Source organism: Streptomyces swartbergensis (genome assembly GCF_002148965.1).
In the GTDB taxonomy this organism is placed as follows: Bacteria; Actinomycetota; Actinomycetes; order Streptomycetales; family Streptomycetaceae; genus Streptomyces; species Streptomyces swartbergensis.
In genome coordinates, this window is sequence record NZ_NGFN01000001.1 from 91,727 (window position 1) to 107,687 (window position 15,961).

Genomic DNA, 15,961 nt, shown 5'->3' on the forward strand with positions numbered 1-15,961 from the left:
TGAGACCCATTACCGCTGTGTCAGCTTGGGTGCTCTCTCCTCGATGTCGCGCGGATCGCCGGCCGTAGGCGACCGCAGGAGCGCCCTTCGCATCTCGAAAGGCTCCTGGCTTCCATGCCCTCCGCGTCTCCCGTCCCACCGTCGTCCCGTGACTCCGTCGTCGTCGCCCTGCGCACCGCGGGCTGCGTCTTCGCCGAGGACGAGGCCGAGTTGATCCTCGCCACCGCCCGCACGCCGGCCGAAGCCGCCGAAATGGTCGAACGCCGCGTCGCGGGTCTGCCCCTCGAACTCGTCGTCGGCTGGGCCGAGTTCCGGGGCCTGCGCATCACCGTCGACCCGGGTGTCTTCGTGCCGCGCCGCCGCACCGAGTTCCTGGTCGAACAGGCCCTGGCCCGGGGGCCCGGCGCCGGCGTCGTCGTCGACCTGTGCTGCGGCTCCGGCGCCGTCGGCGCGGCGCTGGCCGCCGGACTCGGCCGCGTCGAACTGCACGCCGCCGACATCGACCCCGCCGCGGTGCGCTGCGCCCGCGGCAACGTCGCCGCCGCCGGCGGTCACGTCCACCAGGGCGACCTGTTCGACGCGCTGCCCGGTGACCTGCGGGGCCGCGTCGGCATCCTCGCGGCCAACGTGCCGTACGTACCGAGCGACGAGATCGCCCTGCTGCCGCTGGAGGCCCGCGCGCACGAGCCGCTGGTCGCCCTCGACGGCGGTGCGGACGGCCTCGACGTCCTGCGCCGGGTCGCGGCCGAGGCGGCCCGCTGGCTCGCGCCCGGCGGCTGCGTCCTGGTGGAGACGAGCCGTCACCAGGCACCGACCGCCCTCGACGCCTTCGAACGCAACGGCCTGACGGCGCACCTGGCCGTCTCGGAGGAGCTGTACGCCCATGTGGTGATCGGCGTCGCGCCCTGACGGCCCGAGCGCCGGCCGAACGCCGGCGGCGGCCCCTCAGTCCGGTGCCGTCGCCCGCGCGATGAGCAGCGCCACGTCGTCGAAGTTGTCCGGCTCGTGCAGCGTGCGCAGCAGCAGGTCGCAGACCTCCTCCAGCGGGCGGTCGGGCCCTTCGAGCAGGGACAGCAGCGTGTCGAGCCGGTCGTCGAGCGAGTCGCGCCGGGTCTCGACGAGGCCGTCGGTGTAGAACACCAGCCGGTCGCCCGGCTCCAGGTCGACGGTCGTCGTGAAGAAGGCGACACCCCCGACGCCGAGCGGCACCCCGGTCGGCAGGTCGAGCAGCTCGGGAGGCCGCCCGGCCCGCAGGCGCACCGGCGGCAGATGCCCGGCGTTGGCGATCCGGCACTGGCGCAGCCGCGGGTCGTGGACGGCGTAGACGCAGGTGGCGATGGACTGTTCCAGCCCTGCGGTGATCTTGTCGAGGTGTTCCAGGAGCAGGGCCGGATCGAGGTCGAGGGAGGCCAGCGTGTTGGTCGCCGTACGCAGCCGCCCCATGGCCGCTGCCGCGGGGATGCCGCTGCCCATCACGTCACCCACGACGAGCGCGGTCTTGCCGCCGTCCAGGCCGATCACGTCGAACCAGTCGCCGCCCACCTCGCTCGTGGCCCCGGCCGGCTGGTAGCGGGAGGCGACCTCCAGCCCGCCCGTCACGGGCGGGTGGCTGGGCAGCAGGCTGCGCTGGAGGGTGAGCGCGGTGTCGCGGGCGCTCTGGTACCAGCGGGCGTTGTCGATCTGCACGGCGGCCCGCGCGGCCAGCTCACGGGCCAGCAGCAGGTCGTCCTCCGTGAACGGCAGCGGGTTGCGGGTGCGCTTGAGGTCCAGGGCGCCCAGCACCTCGCCGCGCGCGATCAGCGGCACCGCCAGATACGAGTGCACCCCGGCGCGGCCCAGCAGCTCGGCCGCCTCCGGGGACCGGGCGATGCGCGGCAGGTCCTCGTCCTTGACCTCCGGCAGCATCACGGCACTGGCCGTGCGCACGCACTCGGTGACGAGCCGGTCGGGCGCGTACCGGGCCACCTGCCCGGGCGGGTCGGCCGCCTCCAGCGCCTCGGCGGAGTCGTACCCCTGGACCGCCAGCGCGCGGATCACGGCCGCCTCGGCCGGGCCGAGGCTGGTGCGCCGGCCCCGCACCACCGCGTCCAGCAGGTCGACGGCCGCGACGTCGGCGAGTTCGGGCACGGCCACGTCGGCGAGCTCACGGGCCGTGCGGTCCAGGTCCAGCGTGGTGCCGATACGGCCGGAGGCGTCGGCGATCACGGCCAGTCGGCGCCGCGCGGCCTCGGCCTCGATGCCCGCGCGGTACTGCTCGGTGACGTCCACGATCGAGAAGGCCACGCCCAGCACGGTCCCGAAGGCGTTCTCCAGCCGGTACAGCGAGATCGACCAGGCGTGGTCCTGGTGCGGGTCGGCCGGGGTGCGGCCGATCGTGGACTGGTCGACGACCGGCTGACCGGTGTCCAGGACCCGGCGCGCCGCGGCCTCCAGGGCGTCGACGTCCATCCGCGGCACCACCTCGCGGACCGTCCGGCCCAGGTGCTCCTCGGCCGGCACGCCGTTGAGCTCCTCCAACGCCGGATTGACCGAGACATACCGCAGATCGGTGTCCAGCACGGCCAGCCCGATCGGGGACTGGGCGATCATCCGCGTCGACAGCGCCACCTCGCGCTCCAGCCGGTGCACGGTCGACTGGTCGGCACACAGACCGAGCGCGTAGACGTCCCCCTGGTCGTCCAGCAGCCGCATGTTGCGGAACTCCACGAGCCGCGTGGTGCCGTCCTTGCGGCGGACGGGGAAGGCCCCGGCCCAGCTCTGCCCGGTGCCCATGACGTCCGCGAACAGCTTGACCACGAGGTCGACGTGCTGCTCGTGGACCATGATCCGGGCGGCGTACTGCCCCAGCGCCTCCCGCGCCTCGTACCCGAACAGCTCCTCGGCCTGGGGGCTCCACAGCACGATGCGGCCCTCGGTGTCCAGGACCACCGAGGCCACGCGCAGGACGTCGAGCAGCCCGCTCGGCCGCGCCGGCGCGCGCACGGGCTCGTCGCCCTCGGCCATGGGGGACCCGCCTGCACTCATCCCACGCCCCGCCTTCGCCGATCTCGCGGCACGCCGTCACGGTGCCGACACACCATGTTCTACCGCGCGGAGCCGTCGTTCCGAGGCCCCTTCCGTCACCTTCCACCATCTCCCAGCACGGAGCCACCCGCTCCGTAAAACGGTCATCACGGCAGGGGTACCGCCGGTAGTGCTCCGCAGAAGGTGGTGCTTTGCTGGGGTAGGGGCGGATACGCCGCGAGAGGAGCGATCACGATGGACCGTGAGCAACCGCATCCCCACAACGTCTCGGTGGAGATCAGCGGGTGTAGCAAGCAGGACGCCCGGATCGTGTTCGACACACTCTGCGCCTGCTTCGAATCCGACCGGTGCGCCGACGACGTACCGGAGGATCTGCACGAGACCCGCCCGACCGTGTGGCTCGGCACCTTCGACGTCGCCGACACGCACGAGGGCGCGCGACCGGCCCGGCTGTCGTCCTCCGTCGACGCCGACCTGCACGGCGGTTACTGGGCGATCGAGCAGTTCCGCAGGAGGCTGGACTCGCTGTTCGCCGTGCGGGACCTGAGCGCGGCCTCCGGCGACCAGGAGAAGGAACTGCACGTGCGCCTCGAAAGCCGGTGATCGTCCCTCATGGGCCGGTGATCGTCCCTCGCGCCCCCAGCAGGTCGAGGACGGCCCGCCGGTAGACGGCGTGCACCACGGGCAGGTCCGCGAGGTGCACGCGTTCGTCCACGCCGTGCAGGCCTTCGTACGGCAGCCCGAAGCCGGCCGTGGCCGGGATGCCCTCGGCCGCCAGCAGATTGCCGATGTTCGACGGGCCCGCCGTCTTGGCCCGCACCCGCAGTCCCTCACCCGCCGCCGCACCCAGGAGCGCGGCGGCGGGCTGCTCGTCCTCGGCCAGCCGGTACGGCGGCCAGGCCGCGACCGCGGTGACCTCGGTCGGGCGCGGAGCGGGCGACCGCTCGTCCAGCTCGCTCACCGCCGCCCGGACCAGGGCCTCGGCCGCTCGGGCGCCGAAGCCGGGTGTCGTGCGGATGTCGACGCCGACCTCGCACAGGTCCGGGACGACGGAGAAGCCCTCGCCGCCGTGGCAGAAGGTCACCGTCAGCTTCGGCGGCAGCGGGAACTCCCCGCTCACGCCGGGCAGCGGGGCCTCGTCCAGCAGCCGTACGAGATGCGCCGCACGGGAGACCGCACCGATCGTCGCCCGGCTCGACCCGGAATGCCCTGACGTCGCCTGCACGGCGATCCTGGCCCGCCACAGCCCGCGCCCGCCGACCACGACCTCCTCCAGTCCCGGGTAGCCGATCATCACTCCGGCCGGGCGGGCCGCTGCCGGGTCGGCGAGATACGCCCGGGCACCCCCGAAGCCGCCGGTGTGCTCATCGGCGTCCAGCAGTACCGCGAGCCCGCCGCGCAGCTCACCGGCCCGGCCGTGCAGCTCGGCCGCGATGTGGCAGAACAGGGCCGCGGCGAGTTTCGAGTCGGCGGCGCCCCTGCCCCGCAGCCGGCCGTCGACGACGTCCCCGGCGTCGGGCGGGAAGGACCAGGACGACTCGTCGCCGTACGGCGCGGTGTCCACGCAGGCGTCCAGCGCCCACCAGGGCCCGGGCCGGCCGCCCGCGATCTCCACCAGCAGTGCGACCGGGCGGTGAGCGTCGTCGTGGAGACGCCGGTGCGGCAGTCCCCGGCCGCCGAGCCAGTCCTCCAGGACGGCCAGGACGGGCTCGTGGTCGTCGATGCCGGCGCGGCTCGGGCGGCGAATGAGCTCGCCGGCGAGCTCCACCACGGAGGAGGAAGGGCCAAGATCCCTGGTCATGGACCTACTGTGCCCTCCAACACCTTGTGCAACTAGTTGCATAAACCGTGGGCGGTCCTCTACAACTACAGACACGACACCGCGCACGGAGGGCCCGATGAGCCGTTACCCGCACCTGCTGACCCCCCTCGACCTGGGCTTCACGACCCTGCCCAACCGGGTCCTCATGGGCTCCATGCACGTCGGTCTGGAGGAGGCCGAGGGCGGATTCGCCCGCATGGCCGCCTTCTACGCCGCCCGCGCCCGCGGGGGAGTGGGCCTGATCGTCACCGGCGGCATCGCGCCCAACGACGAGGGACGCCCGTACGAGGGCGGCGCGAAGCTCACCACCGAGGCGGAGGCCGAGCAGCACCGGGTCATCACCGACGCCGTGCACCGCGAGGGCGGGCGGATCGCGATGCAGATCCTGCACTTCGGCCGGTACGCCTACCACCGGGACCTGGTCGCGCCCAGCCCGCTCCAGGCGCCCATCAGCCCMTTCCCGCCCCGCGAACTCACCGACGCCGACATCGAGCGGACGATCGAGGACTACGCCCGCGCCGCCCGCCTGGCCCGGCACGCGGGCTACGACGGCGTCGAGATCATGGGCTCCGAGGGCTACCTCATCAACGAGTTCATCGCCCGGCAGACCAACCACCGCACCGACCGCTGGGGCGGCTCGTACGAGAACCGCATGCGCTTCCCCCTGGAGATCGTGCGGCGGGTGCGCGAGGCGGTCGGCGAGGACTTCATCGTCGTCTACCGGCTGTCCATGCTCGACCTCGTCCCGGGCGGTTCGACGCTCGACGAGGTGATCACCCTCGCCAAGGCCGTCGAGGCCGCCGGGGCGACGATCATCAACACGGGCATCGGCTGGCACGAGGCCCGCATCCCCACCATCGCGACCTCCGTGCCGCGCGGCGCGTACACGTGGGTCACCAAGCGGCTCATGGGCGAGGTGTCCGTCCCGCTCGTCACCACCAACCGCATCAACACCCCCGAACTCGCCGAGCAGCTGCTCGCCGAGGGCGCGGCCGACATGGTGTCGATGGCCCGCCCGATGCTCGCCGATCCCGACTTCGTCATCAAGGCCGCCGCCGGCCGGCCCGAGGCGATCAACACCTGCATCGGCTGCAACCAGGCCTGCCTCGACCACACCTTCAGCGGCCAGATCACCTCCTGCCTGGTCAACCCGCGCGCCTGCCACGAGACCGAACTGGTGCTCTCCCCGACCCGGCTGCGCAAGCGCGTCGCGGTCGTCGGCGCCGGCCCGGCCGGGCTGGCCTGCGCGGTCTCCGCCGCCGAACGAGGGCACGAGGTGACGCTGTTCGACGCGGCGAGCGAGATCGGCGGCCAGCTCAACGTCGCCCGTAAGGTGCCCGGCAAGCAGGAGTTCGACGAGACGATCCGCTACTTCCGCACCCAGCTCGACTGGCACGGCGTCGACATACGGCTGAACACGCCCGTCACGGCCGGCGACGTCGACGACTTCGACGAGGTCGTCGTCGCCACCGGCGTCACGCCGCGCACCCCCGACATCCCCGGCGTGGACCACCCGAGCGTCCTGGGCTACCTCGACGTCCTGCGCGACGGCGCCCCCGTCGGCGACCGGGTCGCGATCCTCGGCGCGGGTGGCATCGGGTTCGACGTCGCCGAGTACCTCACGGACAGCGGCGACAAGGCGCACGAGAACCCGCAGACGTACTTCCGCCAGTGGGGCGTCGACCTGGACTACCGCGCCCCCGGCGGCCTCGCCGCGCCCGAGCGGCCCGCCCCGCCGCGCACCGTCCACCTGCTCCAGCGCAAGACCTCCAAGGTCGGCGCCGGACTCGGCAAGACCACCGGCTGGATCCACCGCACCGAACTCAAGCACCGCGGCGTCACCATGGTCCCGGGCGTCGGCTACGACCGGATCGACGACGCCGGACTGCACATCACGATCGACGGCGAGAGCACCCTGCTGGAGGTCGACACGATCGTGCTGTGCACCGGCCAGGAGCCGCGCCGCGGCCTGTACGAGGAACTGATCGCGGCCGGGCGCAGCGCGCACCTCATCGGCGGCGCCGACGTGGCCGCGGAACTGGACGCCAAGCGCGCCATCAAGCAGGGCACCGAGCTGGCGGCCGCCCTGTAGTGCGCGAACGCGTCCCTAGGATGAGGCCATGTCACTCCCGCACGCGATCCTCACCGCCCTGCTCGAGAAGCCGTCGTCCGGGCTGGAGCTGACCCGCCGGTTCGACCGGTCGATCGGGTACTTCTGGTCGGCGACGCACCAGCAGATCTATCGCGAGCTGGGAAAGCTGGAGACCGACGGCCTGATCCGGGCGCTGCCCGCCGAGCAGCCGTCCCGCGGGCAGAAGAAGAGCTACGAGGTCCTGCCGGCGGGCCGCGCCGAACTGGCCCGCTGGACCGCCGCCTCCCAGGACCCCAAGCCGCACCGCGACGCGCTGCTGCTGCGGCTGAGGGCGGCGGCCGTGGTCGGCACCGCGGGTCTGGAGGCCGATCTGCGACGCCACCTGGAGCTGCACCAGCGGCAGCTCGCGGAGTACCGGGAGATCGAGAAGCGGGACTTCCCGCCCGGCCGGGACGGCACCGAGGACCGGCTGCGGCATCTGGTGCTCCAGGCCGGCATCGACCTGGAGACGTTCTGGACCCAGTGGCTCGGGCGCGCCCTGGCCGACGTCGCCGCACTCCCGGGCGGCGAGCCGACCCGCCCGGCCTGACCCGGACATGACGGCGGCCCGCCCGGACCGGAGCGCTTCGGGAGGGCGGGTCGCCATGCGTACCGGATCAGAGCCGGTACGGCCTGTTGCGCCGGCGCAGGTACCAGGCCGTCGCGAGGAGGCCGGTCCCGACCAGCGTGCCGCCCGCCACGAGCGTGACGGTGCCGTAGTCCGTGGCGCTCCCGCCGACCCCGCCCATGACACCGCGGGACGGCGAGGCCGAGGGGGACGGCGACCTCGTGGGGGAGGCCGTGGGGGAGACGACGACGGACTGCGTGCCCGCGGTGGTGCCGTCGGAGCAGATGACGATGACGGTGTACGTCCCCGAGGTGACGTTCGACCAGGCAGCGGACTGACTGGTCGGCGTCCCCGACAGGGTCACCTGGCGCCCCTGGGCGAAGCTGCCCTGACTGCTGGTGAGAAGTGAGGCGGTGCCCCAGCTGCCGTTGATCTGGGTGCACGCGCTGGTAGTGACCGAAACCGTGGAACCCGTGGTGCTCACGGAGATGCCCGGGCCCGCGGCAGCGGGCACCGCGGCCAGGGCGAGGGGCAGCGCGGCGGCGGCTGCCACGGTCAGGCCGGAGCGGAGAACTGGCGATGAGTTGCGCATGTGGACTGCCCTCCGGCGGCACGGTTGGCGGTACATCCCTTGCGCCGCCGAGGATCGGGGAACGCCCGTGCTGCCTCAGGGGTCAGCCAAAGCGAACCAGGCCCCGGCCGCACTCCGGGTGCCGCCGTGCAGGTGACGCGTTGCCACGGCCGGACCAAGCCGAGGAGCGCGTCAGCGCCCCGGACCCGTCGTCACCGTCCGCTCCGCCGAGAAGCCTCCCCAGGTGCCGTCCGGCAGCATCGCGCGGACCCGGACCCGGTGGCTGACACCGGCGTCCCGTCCCGCGTAGAAGCTGTACGTGGCCAGGTCGCGCGGCGCGTCCCCGCCGTACACCAGAGAGGTGGCGGGCCGGCCGTCCAGATGGATCTGGTACTCGATGACCTCACCGTCCACGCGCGGCGGCACCCAGCTCAGGTCGACGTAGTACGCCCCGTCCGCGCGGTGGCTCGTCGCCCGGAAGCCGGTGGGGGCCGTCGCACGGCCGTCGTCCGTGCCCGGCGTGGTGACACGGACGGCGGGAGCGGCGGGGGAGACGTTCCCGGCCGCGTCCCTGGCCCGGACGGTGAACGAGTAGGCCGTGCCGGGCCGCAGACCCGTGACCACGGCGGCCGTCCGGGACCCGCTCACGCTGTGGATCTTCGTGTCCCTCTGATGGATGTCGTACGACACCACGTCACGGTCGTCCGTCGAGGCGGACCAGGACAGCTGGACCGCCCGGCTGCCGGCCGCCCGGCCGTGCGGCGCCGACGGGCGGGTGGGTGCGGAGCGGTCGTCCGCGACGGTCGCGGGCGTCCTCGCCCGGACCTCCCGGCTGCGGGGGCCTGCCCGCCCCTCGGCGTCCCGCGCCCGCACGGTGAAGACATACAGGGTGGAGGGCCGGAGCCTGGTGACGTCCACCATGTGCTTCGAGCCCGGCACTTCTTTGACCTTCGTGGTGCCGCGATACACCTCGTACACATCGGCCCGGGCGGTCGAGTTCCACATGACGTGCACGCTCGTCGCCGTGCCCGCGGTCGCGGTGACGCCTGTCGGCGCGCCGGGCGGAGAGCCGCCGTCCCCTTCGCCCGTGCCGGTCCAGCCGCAGGAGGCGACCAGGACGACAGCCACGCAGAGCGCGAGGCGACCGAGGTAGGAGGGGGGAGAGGAAAGACCTCGCACGACACTGCCTCCCGGGGCGGCACTCGGGAATGGTCCGGACCAATATGGCGCGGCTGGTGCGATCACATCAAGAGGGCGGGTGCAGGGAGCCCTCTGTCAGGGCGTCACCTCCCGCCGTTCGTGACCACCCGGGAGAGTTACGTATGCTGAGGTACCTCGCGGCCGAACTCCTGGCGGACACCAGGGAGTTCGGACCTGTCGCGCGGAACGCTGTCGTCGCAGATCCCGCGCCGGCGCGGGTGGCCGGGCAGGCCTGGGTCCTTACGCGGACTCAGGCCCCCGGCCCCTGTCGGAGGTTGGGACCGTGCACCGTCCGGCCCCCCATCGGTGGCCGGGTGATCGCCCCCGGGGCCAGATTGGGCTGAGTGCCCGTCAGTTCCCCACGAGAGGCTCCTCCATCGTGCGTGTCCAGTCGCTCACCTTGGCCGCGGCCAGCGCCGCCCTGCTCGCCCCGACGACACCCCCCGCCCCTCCGCCCCAGTTGGCGTGGCGCGGGAACCCCGTCAGCGCCGCCGACCTGCTGGCCGAGGTGCGGGACTGCACTCCGGTCTCCCGCGGCCGGTACCGCAGCGACAGCGGCACACCCGCGAACATCCCGGTCTGCGGCACCCGCGACGCCGTGTTCTGGAAAGCCGACATGGACATCGACTGTGACGGCCGCCCCGGCCCCCGCTGCAACCGCCGCACGGACCCGCACTTTTCCGGCAGCACCGCCTACGCGCAGTCCGACGGCCGCCCCTTGAGTGCCGAACGCCTCCCTTTCATCGTCGTGCCCGCCCCGAGCCGCATCTGGGACTACCGGGAGCACGGTGTGGGCGGCGGTTCGGTCGCGGCCGTCGTCCACCGGAACCGTGTGCAGTACGCGGTCGTCGGCGACACGGGACCGCAGGACATCATCGGAGAGGCGTCCTACGCGACCGCCAAGGCCCTCGGTATCCGCGCCGACCCACAGGGCGGCGGCACATCGTCGGGCGTCACCTACATCGTCTTCAAGGACGCCCGCGTATCCCCCATCGAGGACCACGCGGCGGCCGTGACGGCGGGGGAGCGGCTGGCGAGGCAATTCGTCGGCGCCCGGTAAGCGGTTTGACGGAGCGTCAGGGAAGCCTCTCCCGCCCGGCGCCCCGCCGGCCCTTGCGCGCCTGCAAGGGCGTCGTCGCCGCGGCGCTCTCCTCGGCGGCGGTGCGAGAGCGCCGCGAACGAGTCGCCCAGCGCGTCCATCGCGGGCACGCCGCTCTGGCGGCGTGCCCGGCCCGGTCTCACACCTTCCGGTACGTGTACGCCTCCGCGGCGGCCGACTCCACCGCCGCCAGGTCGGCTCCGGTGGCCGCCGTGACGACCGCGGCCACGGCTCCCTCCACGAACGGAGCGTCCACCAGCCGCGTCTGCTCCGGGAGTTCGTCACCCTCCGCGAGCAGCGCCTTCACGGTCAGCACCGCACTGCCCAGGTCGGTCAGCACGGCGACGCCGGCACCCCGGTCGACGGCCGCGGCGGCCGCGGCGATCAGTTCGGCGCTGGTGCCGAGCCCGCCGCCCTCGGTGCCGCCCGCCGGGGCGACGGGCACCGCCGGGCCGCCGCCCGCGAGCCCCTTCGCCAGCTCGGCGACCGACGTGGCCACCTCCGCGCTGTGCGACACCAGCACGATCCCCACGAGCCGCTCGTCACTCACCGGCGGCCTCCGCGAGTCCGGCGACGAGCAGCGCCGCCGACGTGGCACCCGGGTCCTGGTGCCCGATGCTGCGCTCGCCCAGGTAGCTCGCCCGGCCCTTGCGCGCCTGCAAGGGCGTCGTCGCCACGGCGCCCTCCTCGGCGGCGGTGCGCGCCGTCGCGAACGAGTCGCCCAGCGCGTCCACCGCGGGCACCAGCGCGTCGATCATGGTCTTGTCGCCCGGGGCGGCACCGCCCAGCGTCATGACCGCGTCCACCCCGGCCCGCAGCGCCTCGGCCAGCTGCTCCGCACTGACCTCGGCGGCATCCCCGAGCGCCTTGCCGGTACGGCGCAGCAGCGTCCCGTACAGCGGCCCCGAGGCGCCGCCGACCGTCGAGATCAGCTGGCGCCCGGCCAGCGTCAGGACCCCGCCGGGCGTGCCGGGAGCCTCCTTCTCCAGGGCCGCCGTCACGGCCGTGAAACCGCGATGGAGGTTGCTGCCGTGGTCGGCGTCCCCGATGGGGGAGTCGAGAGCGGTGAGCCGTTCCGCCTCGCGGTCCACGGACGCGGCGGTCACCGTCATCCAACGGCGGAAGAAATCGGCGTCGAGCACTGGATCTCCTTGCCTGGTAGGTACGTGGTGATCCTCTACCCCTTCCGCGTCACACACCCCAGCGCAGACCCGGCGTCTTCACCGGCGCGTCCCACAGCCGCAGCATCTCCTCGTCGACCTGGCACAGGGTGAGGGAGGCACCCGCCATGTCCAGGGAGGTGACGTAGTTGCCCACGAGAACGCGGGCGACGGGGACGCCGCGGGCGGCGAGCACCCGGTGCACCTCGGCGTTGAAGCCGTACAGCTCGAGCAGGGGCGTCGCGCCCATGCCGTTGACCAGGACCAGCACGGGATTGCGCGGCCTCAGGTCCTCCACCACCGCCTCGACGGCGACCTCGGCGATCTCGCCGGACGTCATCATCGCCCGCCGCTCCCGGCCGGGTTCGCCGTGGATGCCGATGCCCAACTCCAGCTCGCCGGGCGGCAGATCGAAGGTGGGGCTGCCCTTGGCCGGTGTGCTGCACGCGCTCAGCGCGACACCGAAACTGCGGGAGTTCTCGTTGACCTGCCGGGCGATGGCCTCCACCCGCTCCAGCGGCATGCCCTCGTCAGCGGCGGCGCCCGCGATCTTCTCCACGAACAGGGTCGCGCCGGTACCGCGCCGCCCCGCCGTGTACAGGCTGTCGGTCACCGCCACGTCATCGTTGACCAGCACCTTCGCGACCTGAATGCCCTCGTCCTCGGCCAGCTCGGCGGCCATGTCGAAGTTGAGCACGTCACCGGTGTAGTTCTTCACGATGAACAGGACCCCGGCCCCGCTGTCCACGGCGGCGGCCGCGCGCAGCATCTGGTCGGGCACCGGGGAGGTGAACACTTCGCCGGGACAGGCCGCCGACAGCATGCCGGGCCCTACGAAACCCCCGTGCAGCGGCTCGTGCCCCGAGCCACCGCCCGAGACCAGCCCCACTTTTCCGGCCACGGGAGCGTCCCGCCGCACGATCACCCGGTTCTCCACGTCCACGGTCAGCTCCGGGTGGGCAGCCGCCAGACCACGCAGCGCGTCCGCGACCACGGTCTCCGGGACGTTGATCAGCATCTTCACGGGAACCTCCTGATGAGACTAGCATCTGGGCCTCTGACCCATCCTCGCAGGTCAGATTAGGGTTGACCAGTTTTCGATCTTGGCGGTTCGTAGCCCTCCGTAGCGGGTCGCAGCGTTACTGATGCTGACTCGATGCCGACTTCTGTGACGGGCCGTCAGGTGTGGATGGCCGTCCCTTGTGAGCTGGCTGGTGATCCTGTAGTTGGCAGTATCGACCTTGTGGAACCGAAGGTCACGCTGATGGTGCTTGAAGGTCGACCGTGGGGTGGCCGGGCATCGTCTCACCGTCCAGTCTCTTGGTTCCCGCTCTGGGAGGCTGGGATGTCTTCCCGCTGCCGACCTGCGATGTCCCAGGAAAAAGGGATGCCGTGCGGGAGGTGGGCGGGCAGCGTCCGCCTTCCGGGGCGCGGCCGGGCGGCCCGGCCGCGCCCCGGAAGCGGAATCAGAGAGAACCCGCGTCCGGGGCCCCACGGTCCCGGACCGCCCCCTGGATCCGTGCCGTCAGGAGATGCGGATGTCCGACCAGTTCGTGGTCTTGCCGACCTGGGACCGGCCGTCGAAACCGCCCTTGCCGTTGCCCCGGTTCAGCCAGGCTCGGCCGTCCTTGTCGAGTGAGACCAGGTCGGCCCTGCCGTCGCCGGACAGGTCGAGTCCGCCGACCACGTCCTTGTAGGAGGTGCCCCAGTCCTTGAAGACCAGCGACCGAGGCTTGAAGGTGCCGGCGCCGGTCCCGTTGAACCGCCACAGCTCGTTCGACGCGTCGATGGCCAGCAGGTCGTTCTTGCCGTCGCCGTTGAGGTCCCCCGCGGCGATCAGCCTCTTGTAGCCGCCGAAGCCGGACCCGGCGAGCGCTCGGGCCTTGAAGCCGCCCGCACCGTTGTTCGCGTACACGTACAGCTTCCCGGTCGAGGCGGACCGGGTCAGCAGGTCGGCCCTGCCGTCGCCCGTCACGTCGCCGGACGAGACGACCGCGTTGTACGCGCTCCAGTCCGAGGAGACCTTCACGGAGAACGACTGCTGGTCGGGCAGCCCGCCGCCGCAGATCGTCGGGTGGACGCGGGCCTCGCCCTTCGGGGAGCGGACGAACACGTCGTTGCAGCGGTCGCCGTCGAGGTCGCCGAAGGGCAGGACGAGCGTGCCCGTCGGCCAGCCGCTCGCGCGCTGCCCCGCGGTCAGCTTCGTCGCGTCACCCGCGTACACCTTGAGCCCGGCGCTGCCCCGGCCGAACAGGTCGGCCTTGCCGTCGTCCGTGTGGTCACGCCACTTGGGCAGCGCGCGGCCGGTGGTGGTGGCCTGGTACACGCCGTCCAGGACGAGGCTGTTCGTCTCGCTCCGCAGGTACTCGTCCCACATCACGACGGGCCGGCCGAGCGCGTCGGCGGCCACCCGCGGTGCCCCGGTGAACAGGGCGCTCTTCGCGCTCAGCCGCCGCGGGGTGGACCAGGTGCCGCCCTTGAAGACGGCGGCCATCGTGTACTCCTCGTACTCGTAGCCCTCCCGCCACGTCACCGTGACCGTGCCGCCCGAGGTGGCGGCCGCGGCGACATGACGCACCTTCTGGTGGGTGGAGAAGCGCTGCGAGTACGGCAGCCAGCGGCCGGTGGCCGCCGAACGCACCGCGTACCAGGGGGTGGTGGGACCGCCGGCCACGAAGAGGTCGCCGTTGGGCAGGTGGACGGGCGCCGTCATCCTGTACGTGCTGCCCTGGCTGTCGGCGGACTGCGGGGTGCTCCACTGCGTGGCGCCGGCGGGGCGGCGGGAGTGCATGAGGTGCGCGAGGTCGTCGTAGAAGACGTCGAAGCCGCCCTGCGGAACGGCGAACACCTTCGGGCGCGCGAGATCCTTGCTCGGGACCGGGAAGCCCTGGACCGCGGTCCAGGCGGACGCGCCGGGGGCCTTCTCCAGGGCGACGACGGCCTTGCTCGCCTGCCACTGCCACACCAGCAGGGCGGTGCCGTCCTCGGCGACCGCGAGGTCCATGTTGGCGATGTTCCGGCTGCCGGACGGCGGCTGCTCGTTGAGGTCGGCCGGAGCGGTCCACGCGGCCTGCGGGCCGGTCTTCTCGGCGGCCCTCACGACACCGGAGACCGACCACACGGCGACCAAGCGGCCGTCGGGGGCCGCCGCCAGGTGGTGGTAGCCCTTCTCGGGGACCGCGGCGACGTACTCGGGCTCGGAGAAAGCGGTCGCGCCGGGCGTGAGGGTGGCGACCTTCAGCCAGTGGTTGCCGTGGTCGTCAGCGCGCTTGGCCCGCCACGCCAGACGCACGGAGCCGTCGCCGAGCGAGACCAACTCGGTGCTGTACGAGCCGGCGTCCGGCCAGGATTGCGGGGTTAGCCAGCGGGTGCTGCCGGCGGGCCGGATCCGGGTGGAACGCCCGTCGTGGGTGAGGGAGACGAGGGCGCCGTCCCCGGCCGACACCAGGGTGTTCAGCCCGCCCGAGGCGGTACCGGGGTGGGGGCCCGGGGCGTGGAGGGCGCGGGTGCCCCACGGGCCCGGCGCACGCGTCTCGACGGTGGCCGCAGCGGTGCCGGCGGCCGCGGCGGTGGCCGTGGCGGTGGTGGCGGTGCTAGTGGCAGTGGTGGCGGTGGCAGTGGTGGTGTGGGCGGCGGCCGGATCGGTGGCCGCCAGAGCGAAGACGGGAGTGAGCGCGATGCCGAGCACCGCGCGGGACTGCGAAGTCATGGGAATGCCCCCCCGGGCAGGACGAATCGGTTGGCACGGATTCGCCGAACTGTTCGAACAAGTCAGGCGCAGCGTATATCAACCAAGATCGTCCGGCGTGGGGGAATTCACAACCCGTGCCCGGAGGGGGCGGCTGATCCGGACAGACGATGAGCTGCTCGCGGAACTTCGGTCCGAGTTCAGCCTCGTCTGGCGGCTGAGGTTCGCAGTGTCTCCCGGAATCGACACCGCCCTGATCACTCGGTCACCGTCGCTGTGACAAACCGGTGTGTTCAGCGCGCGCCCATGAGGCGATCCAGCGACGGCGCCAGGACCGGGGTGAGTGCCTCGGCGTACGCCTCCGAGAGGTGGCTGTCGTCGCGGTAGACGGCGGTGTCGGCGACGACCACGGGGCAGAGGCCGGTGCGGGGGGCGCAGAGCCAGGGGGTGGGGTCGATGACTGTGGTGGCCGTTGTAGATGCGGCGGTGCGGACGGCTGCACCGCGGGTCGCGTCGCGGGTCGCGTCCGGCAAGTGGTGTGCTCAGGCGCGCAGTTGCAGGGAGTTCCTGGCGGCGCAGTCGATCGGGTCGCCCTTGGGCCATGGGGTGTCGAGCAGGGCGGCGACCCGGGCGCCGGAGGTGCCCAGGTCGCGGAAGGTGTTCTCGAAGCCGGTGGTCCACTGGTGGAGGGGGTGGGC

14 protein-coding genes are annotated in these 15,961 nt (G+C 72.8%); 5 read left to right on the forward strand and 9 right to left on the reverse strand.

Features of this window, described 5'->3' with window-relative positions:
* Positions 1-114: 114 nt before the first annotated feature.
* Positions 115-909 carry a putative protein N(5)-glutamine methyltransferase gene (locus tag CA983_RS00445; RefSeq protein WP_086598844.1) on the forward strand — a complete coding sequence of 265 codons (795 nt, stop codon included), beginning with the start codon at positions 115-117 and terminating at the stop codon, positions 907-909.
* Between the two features lie 36 nt (positions 910-945).
* On the opposite strand, the gene CA983_RS00450 is transcribed toward CA983_RS00445, so the two are convergent.
* The gene (locus CA983_RS00450) at positions 946-3,024 is read right to left on the reverse strand and encodes a SpoIIE family protein phosphatase (protein ID WP_086598845.1); all 2,079 of its coding nucleotides are present in this window, start codon (positions 3,022-3,024) and stop codon (positions 946-948) included.
* Between the two features lie 234 nt (positions 3,025-3,258).
* Between CA983_RS00450 and CA983_RS00455 the strand changes: the two genes are divergently transcribed.
* Positions 3,259-3,627, forward strand: coding sequence for a hypothetical protein (locus CA983_RS00455; RefSeq protein ID WP_086598846.1), 369 nt, complete (start codon positions 3,259-3,261; stop codon positions 3,625-3,627).
* Positions 3,628-3,634: 7 nt separating this feature from the next.
* On the opposite strand, the gene CA983_RS00460 is transcribed toward CA983_RS00455, so the two are convergent.
* Positions 3,635-4,825: a M20 family metallopeptidase gene (locus CA983_RS00460; RefSeq protein WP_086598847.1), complete on the reverse strand. Its 1,191-nt coding sequence runs from the start codon at positions 4,823-4,825 to the stop codon at positions 3,635-3,637.
* Positions 4,826-4,922: 97 nt separating this feature from the next.
* On the opposite strand from CA983_RS00460, the gene CA983_RS00465 reads away from it, so the two are divergent.
* Complete coding sequence (locus CA983_RS00465; protein WP_086598848.1) at positions 4,923-6,938, forward strand: FAD-dependent oxidoreductase; 2,016 nt, start codon at positions 4,923-4,925, stop codon at positions 6,936-6,938.
* 28 nt (positions 6,939-6,966) lie between these two features.
* A complete protein-coding gene (locus CA983_RS00470) occupies positions 6,967-7,527 on the forward strand; it encodes a PadR family transcriptional regulator (RefSeq protein ID WP_086598849.1) in 561 nt (186 codons plus the stop codon).
* A 67-nt stretch (positions 7,528-7,594) separates the two neighbouring features.
* Here CA983_RS00470 and CA983_RS00475 read toward each other — a convergent pair whose 3' ends face one another.
* Together CA983_RS00475 and CA983_RS00480 are read right to left on the reverse strand one after the other, a co-directional pair.
* On the reverse strand, positions 7,595-8,137 hold the full coding sequence (locus tag CA983_RS00475) for a hypothetical protein (protein WP_086598850.1): 543 nt from the start codon (positions 8,135-8,137) through the stop codon (positions 7,595-7,597).
* A gap of 171 nt (positions 8,138-8,308) precedes the next feature.
* Positions 8,309-9,295 (reverse strand): fibronectin type III domain-containing protein, encoded by a 987-nt coding sequence (locus tag CA983_RS00480; RefSeq protein WP_086598851.1) that lies wholly within the window; start codon positions 9,293-9,295, stop codon positions 8,309-8,311.
* A gap of 400 nt (positions 9,296-9,695) precedes the next feature.
* On the opposite strand from CA983_RS00480, the gene CA983_RS00485 reads away from it, so the two are divergent.
* Complete coding sequence (locus CA983_RS00485) at positions 9,696-10,376, forward strand: glycoside hydrolase family 75 protein (protein ID WP_086598852.1); 681 nt, start codon at positions 9,696-9,698, stop codon at positions 10,374-10,376.
* A gap of 178 nt (positions 10,377-10,554) precedes the next feature.
* On the opposite strand, the gene CA983_RS00490 is transcribed toward CA983_RS00485, so the two are convergent.
* The 5 genes from CA983_RS00490 to CA983_RS00515 form a co-directional block, all read right to left on the reverse strand.
* Positions 10,555-10,965 (reverse strand): PTS-dependent dihydroxyacetone kinase phosphotransferase subunit DhaM, encoded by a 411-nt coding sequence (locus CA983_RS00490; protein WP_086598853.1) that lies wholly within the window; start codon positions 10,963-10,965, stop codon positions 10,555-10,557.
* On the reverse strand, positions 10,958-11,557 hold the full coding sequence (gene dhaL / locus CA983_RS00495; protein ID WP_086598854.1) for a dihydroxyacetone kinase subunit DhaL: 600 nt from the start codon (positions 11,555-11,557) through the stop codon (positions 10,958-10,960). Before dhaL ends, CA983_RS00490 begins: the two co-directional genes overlap by 8 nt.
* A 49-nt stretch (positions 11,558-11,606) precedes the next feature.
* The gene (gene dhaK, locus CA983_RS00500; RefSeq protein WP_086598855.1) at positions 11,607-12,599 is read right to left on the reverse strand and encodes a dihydroxyacetone kinase subunit DhaK; all 993 of its coding nucleotides are present in this window, start codon (positions 12,597-12,599) and stop codon (positions 11,607-11,609) included.
* A gap of 501 nt (positions 12,600-13,100) precedes the next feature.
* Positions 13,101-15,284 carry an FG-GAP repeat domain-containing protein gene (locus CA983_RS48820; protein WP_158101811.1) on the reverse strand — a complete coding sequence of 728 codons (2,184 nt, stop codon included), beginning with the start codon at positions 15,282-15,284 and terminating at the stop codon, positions 13,101-13,103.
* A gap of 272 nt (positions 15,285-15,556) precedes the next feature.
* On the reverse strand, positions 15,557-15,796 hold the full coding sequence (locus CA983_RS00515) for an SGNH hydrolase domain-containing protein (protein WP_086598857.1): 240 nt from the start codon (positions 15,794-15,796) through the stop codon (positions 15,557-15,559).
* Positions 15,797-15,961: the final 165 nt, after the last annotated feature.

Coding starts and splice junctions, on each gene's coding strand:
- CA983_RS00445 (WP_086598844.1), top strand. CDS start 115: ATGCCCTCCGCGTCTCCCGTCCCACCGTCGTCCCGTGACTCCGTCGTC.
- CA983_RS00450 (WP_086598845.1), bottom strand. CDS start 3,024: ATGAGTGCAGGCGGGTCCCCCATGGCCGAGGGCGACGAGCCCGTGCGC.
- CA983_RS00455 (WP_086598846.1), top strand. CDS start 3,259: ATGGACCGTGAGCAACCGCATCCCCACAACGTCTCGGTGGAGATCAGC.
- CA983_RS00460 (WP_086598847.1), bottom strand. CDS start 4,825: ATGACCAGGGATCTTGGCCCTTCCTCCTCCGTGGTGGAGCTCGCCGGC.
- CA983_RS00470 (WP_086598849.1), top strand. CDS start 6,967: ATGTCACTCCCGCACGCGATCCTCACCGCCCTGCTCGAGAAGCCGTCG.
- CA983_RS00475 (WP_086598850.1), bottom strand. CDS start 8,137: ATGCGCAACTCATCGCCAGTTCTCCGCTCCGGCCTGACCGTGGCAGCC.
- CA983_RS48820 (WP_158101811.1), bottom strand. CDS start 15,284: ATGACTTCGCAGTCCCGCGCGGTGCTCGGCATCGCGCTCACTCCCGTC.